General features: G+C 45.0%; 4 protein-coding genes. 3 read left to right on the top strand and 1 reads right to left on the bottom strand.

Annotation, left to right across the window (positions count from 1 at the left end; all coding sequences use genetic code 11):
- Together F6K49_RS36155 and F6K49_RS36150 are read left to right on the top strand one after the other, a co-directional pair.
- Positions 1–720: cyclic nucleotide-binding domain-containing protein (locus tag F6K49_RS36155; RefSeq protein WP_293104571.1), on the top strand; the 720-nt coding region annotated here is incomplete at its 5' end.
- Between the two features lie 21 nt (positions 721–741).
- A complete protein-coding gene (locus F6K49_RS36150; RefSeq protein ID WP_293017255.1) occupies positions 742–906 on the top strand; it encodes a hypothetical protein in 165 nt (54 codons plus the stop codon).
- A 271-nt stretch (positions 907–1,177) separates the two neighbouring features.
- Here the strand turns inward: F6K49_RS36150 and sds are convergent, their stop codons facing one another.
- Positions 1,178–2,149 (bottom strand): solanesyl diphosphate synthase, encoded by a 972-nt coding sequence (gene sds, locus F6K49_RS36145; protein WP_293017256.1) that lies wholly within the window; start codon positions 2,147–2,149, stop codon positions 1,178–1,180.
- A 570-nt stretch (positions 2,150–2,719) separates the two neighbouring features.
- Here sds and F6K49_RS36140 point away from each other — a divergent pair.
- A complete protein-coding gene (locus tag F6K49_RS36140) occupies positions 2,720–2,947 on the top strand; it encodes a hypothetical protein (protein WP_293017258.1) in 228 nt (75 codons plus the stop codon).
- The last annotated feature ends 1,350 nt before the right edge of the window (positions 2,948–4,297 follow it).

Below are 4,297 nucleotides of genomic sequence, written 5' to 3'. Positions count from 1 at the left end.
CTGGCCACAGAAGGGATATTGAGTGATCCTTCCCCAGAGATCCGCACCATGGAATATAACGACTATCGCGGTAACTATGAGGTTAGGTTTTGTATCGAAGACTATCAGGATGCCCCCAAAATCCGTGAACAGTTGATGACCCGTATCTGGTATGCAGCCCAACGCAACAATCTTGGACCTACCATTCCGATCTATAGACTCCGTAAACTCGATAGTGAACCTAATCAGGCAGATAGCACTTTGACGAAGTTTACCGAGAGCCTGAAGTCAATACCTGTCTTTGTTCCTGTAGCTAAACAGCAAAAGAACTTGGAGAATTTCTCGAAAGGAGCAGTCCTACAACATTTCGGTGTGGGAGAAACAGTGATTCGTCAAGGGGATCCTGGTCATGCTTTGTACATTATTATTGCTGGGAAAGCTGTAATCACCGTCAAAGATAGTTATGGTGAACAACAGGAGATGATGACTCTGTCAAGTGGTGAGTTTTTTGGGGAAATGGCACTGTTTAGCGGCAAACCAAGCTCCGTATCCGTTACCGTTGTGGAAGATTTACAAACTATTGCGCTTTATTCAGATCTGGTTAATCAGATGATAGAAAGCACACCAAGTCTCGCCCGTGAAATCGGTCAAATTATCGAAGCACGACGAAAAGCGATAGATGAGGTGAAACAAGCCAATCTTGCATCCAGTAATGGTGCCGAGTTATCAAGTCAAGGTTAAGTTGACTATCAATCAACCATCATGGGATTGGCCTTGGCCTTTGGGCCACGCTGCGCGAATGGCCACGCGGGGCGCGTTCGCAACTGTAATGCCATGGGATTGGCCTTGGCCTTTGGGCCACGCTGCGCGAATGGCCACGCGGGGCGCGTTCGCAAAAGCTACACAGGGGGACGGTATTGCCTATAAGGTGGAGCCAGTGGTAGTGTAATCGGGGGAACACCAGTGCGATCGTGCGCTATCTTAGTGATTGTTACTGATTGCATAAATCAGGTTTATCTGGACTTCAGCACTAAAAGTGCGTACCTACACAGCATCAGTATTTTCAGCATTAGTATTCAGGAAAAAGATAATTGGTAATTGTCATTACTCCTGAGCCATTACCGATTATCCATTACCGATTACCTATGCCAAGCCATGCTTAGAGTACAATCCCCAAGGTTCTAGTATACCCAAGGTTCTAGTATAAGCGACTCAAGACATAGTCGCTCAGATCAATCAGAGCTTGCTTCGATTCTGAGGGTTTCAACACTGATATATTCTTAACTGCTGCCTTAGCATATTTGGCAGCCATTTCCCGCGATCGCTTAATTCCTTTACTATCCCTGACCAGTGCCAAGGCTTGTTCTTTATCCTCCGGCTGGGCAAACTCTCGCTCTATGAGCACCTCTAGGTAGGGTTTTTCTTCGAGGGCAAATAAAACTGGTGCTGTGAGGTTTCCACTAACTAAATCTGACCCTGCGGGCTTACCTAACACATCTGTGGAAGCTGTAAAGTCTAGAATATCATCTACAATCTGAAACGCCAACCCCAAATTACGTCCATAGTGATATAAATTGTCGGCTACCTGATCTGAAACACCACTTAGGCATCCTGCTGCTTTAGCACTATTAGCCATCAGTGAAGCTGTTTTGTTATAAGTCTTTGCCAAGTAGCCTTCTATAGTTGTCGTGGTGTCAAATCGACTCAGTCCTTGTTGGATTTCTCCCTCTGCCATATCTTTAATCACTTCAGAGAGCAGCTTAACTACCTCTAAGTTATCGAGATTAGCCAGATACCAAGCCGATTGACCAAACAGAAAGTCACCAGCTAGCACAGCGATTCGGTTATTGAACAAGCTATTAACAGTGGGTACGGTGCGGCGTACCTCTGACTCATCTATCACGTCATCATGGACCAGAGAAGCGGTGTGAATCATCTCAGTAATTTCTGCTAGACGTCGATGACGTGGGGTAATCTTGCAGTTGGTTATCGTTGCCCGTGAGACCAACAATACAATGGCTGGTCGTAACCGCTTTCCCCCAGCTCCGAATAAGTGTTCAGCTGCAGCGTATAAGATTGGGTGACTGGCACCAATCAGGTTTTTTAAGTTTTCACTCAATAGATACAGATCTGCTTCTACGGAAGCAAAAAGGGAGGTCACTGAGGTCATGGATCAGCCGACTCAGAAGTTAGTTACGAAAGTTTACATATTTCTTTCTTAATTCTAAGCTAACCGTACCCGATAGGAAAATTTTGTTGAGTTTATGGCAGAACTGGAAGGAAATCTGAGGAATTGTATAGACTTGTTAAGTCTGTAGCGATCTCGGCATGGCTACCCAGGATTTTTGTGCTATCCTGATAATTGAGGGTTTGAAAGATTTAACATACTGAATTCCAAATGTGGTAAGGGGAGAGTTAAATTCGGTGATCCCACCATAGCACAGAAGTTGGCTTAGGCAAGACAAGCCTTTCTATCCCGTCTATATCTCAGTATAGATACTGAGTAAACTTGTCAACCGGACATAACCACCAAAAGTTGCCTAATCGGGAGCCTGAGTTGAGATGATTCTCACCTTAAGATCAGGAGTTAGCTAGGCGAGGGTGGTTACGGTCAACTGAATTAAACACCTGTATCCCATACCTTTTATCCGCAACCATATCCTAGAACTATAGGGTTTTAGGATGGCTTTGCAGCAGATTTCTATAGAACGTTGCATCTATCTGTCTCTTGTTCACTCTTATGTTATACATTGATATGTCGTTAATGATCCCCCTGCTAGCTACTGGCTACTTAATCACCATCTATGTGCTGTTAACACTAGCCCAGCGTGTTCAAAGTTCTCCAAGGTACTTTGCTAATCCCATTAAAAATGCCTTGGCTACTCGTGTGCCAACTGAGTCGGCATCCGAGGTCAACCAGGTTAAGGGATGGTCTCAAAGGTCTCAAAGTGAATCTCCTCGAGCATAACCCATGGCCTATTCATCTGCTTGGGTAGGAAGAGTCTTGAAACCTGGCGCAATGAGTACCAGATTGTCTAAATAGATTTTGAGTTGTCCCAAAAACAGATAGACGCAAATAGTTCTGACCACTGTCTGTGTTTATCTGTTTGGCTATGAGATTTTGACAGGTCATGGTCTACGGGCTAATGATCAAGTAGATCTAAGTATATCTTAGCGATACTCCAATATACAAGGTTGCCGTCATCAGGACTGACGTTGCCAAAAAGGTCAAGTCAGGCTTTCCCCCTTTTGGCTAATGGCCTAAGGGGGCATTTAGTCTTGGGCTACACAAACCAAGTCCACAAATTTTATCAGCATCTAAACGCTGAAAACCCCGTCACAAAGCGAGCGGGTCAGAAGTTACCCCAATCAGAGGGTCGCCTTTATGGGTGAGTGGGCTATGCATAAAAGGTTTAAAACTTTGTAGTAAGGCGACCCTCTGATCAGGTTTCGTCTCCGGGATGAAAGCGAATAGCGGCTAAAGCCGCCCGTAAAGAATCTCGAACCTAAAAGTGTTGACAGTTGTATAGCGCTATAGTACCATTAAAGTATAGGGTACAGGCTGAAAAACCGAACGCGCCCCGCGTGGCCTTTGGCCTTGACGCAACCGGGTCCCAGACCCGTCACTGCATGACCTAAAAGTAGTAATGCCCGGAGGGCTTGAAGTTACCGTAAGTAGAGGGTCGCCTTTATAGTCGGCAGGTTATGCAGCATAGGGAAAAGGTTTTGTAGTAAGGCGACCCTCTACTAAGGTTTCGTCTCTGGGAAAGTCCTCTTTAAAAACCCAATCATCAATTAACCGTTGGTGTGTGAACCCGAGCATTGCACATTTTGATAAAAAACACGGTACGGTGGGGTTAGAAGTTACCGTAATCAGAGGGTCGCCTTTAAGGGTTACAGGCTATGCATAAAAGGGTTAAAACTTTTTTATTAAGGCGACCCTCTGATCAGGTTTGGTCTCCGGCACACCGAAACCAGGCGAAAAGGGAGGAAACGGACTTCTTAAGGCACTCCTAATAAGTAGCCAAGCGCTTAGGGAGAATTGCCCGCTGGGTCTGCTATAAACTGAACTGAACTCTTAGTCTTGACGGGTTTTTGGTTCAGGTACTGCTTAATTTTTGGCGGCGTCAATGATTAAGATATAGCGGTTTAAGGCAGCTCGTTGAACTAAGAATCCCCGCGTCTAAAGACCTATGCTTTATAAACATATTTCTTTACAAAAAACTTGACAAATTTTAGGAATTATGAATAGGAAATAAATAGGGCTGGCTGCATGAAGGCAGAAGGCATACCCGACAAGGCTTTCAAGCCTTTTTTC

It is taken from the genome of Moorena sp. SIO3I6 (assembly GCF_010672095.1).
This window is presented reverse-complemented; position numbering and strand designations above follow the sequence as displayed.

Bases quoted from the DNA above. Each gene is read 5' to 3' on its own strand.
- sds (WP_293017256.1), bottom strand. From the start codon at position 2,149: ATGACCTCAGTGACCTCCCTTTTTGCTTCCGTAGAAGCAGATCTGTAT.
- F6K49_RS36150 (WP_293017255.1), top strand. From the start codon at position 742: ATGGGATTGGCCTTGGCCTTTGGGCCACGCTGCGCGAATGGCCACGCG.
- F6K49_RS36140 (WP_293017258.1), top strand. From the start codon at position 2,720: ATGTTATACATTGATATGTCGTTAATGATCCCCCTGCTAGCTACTGGC.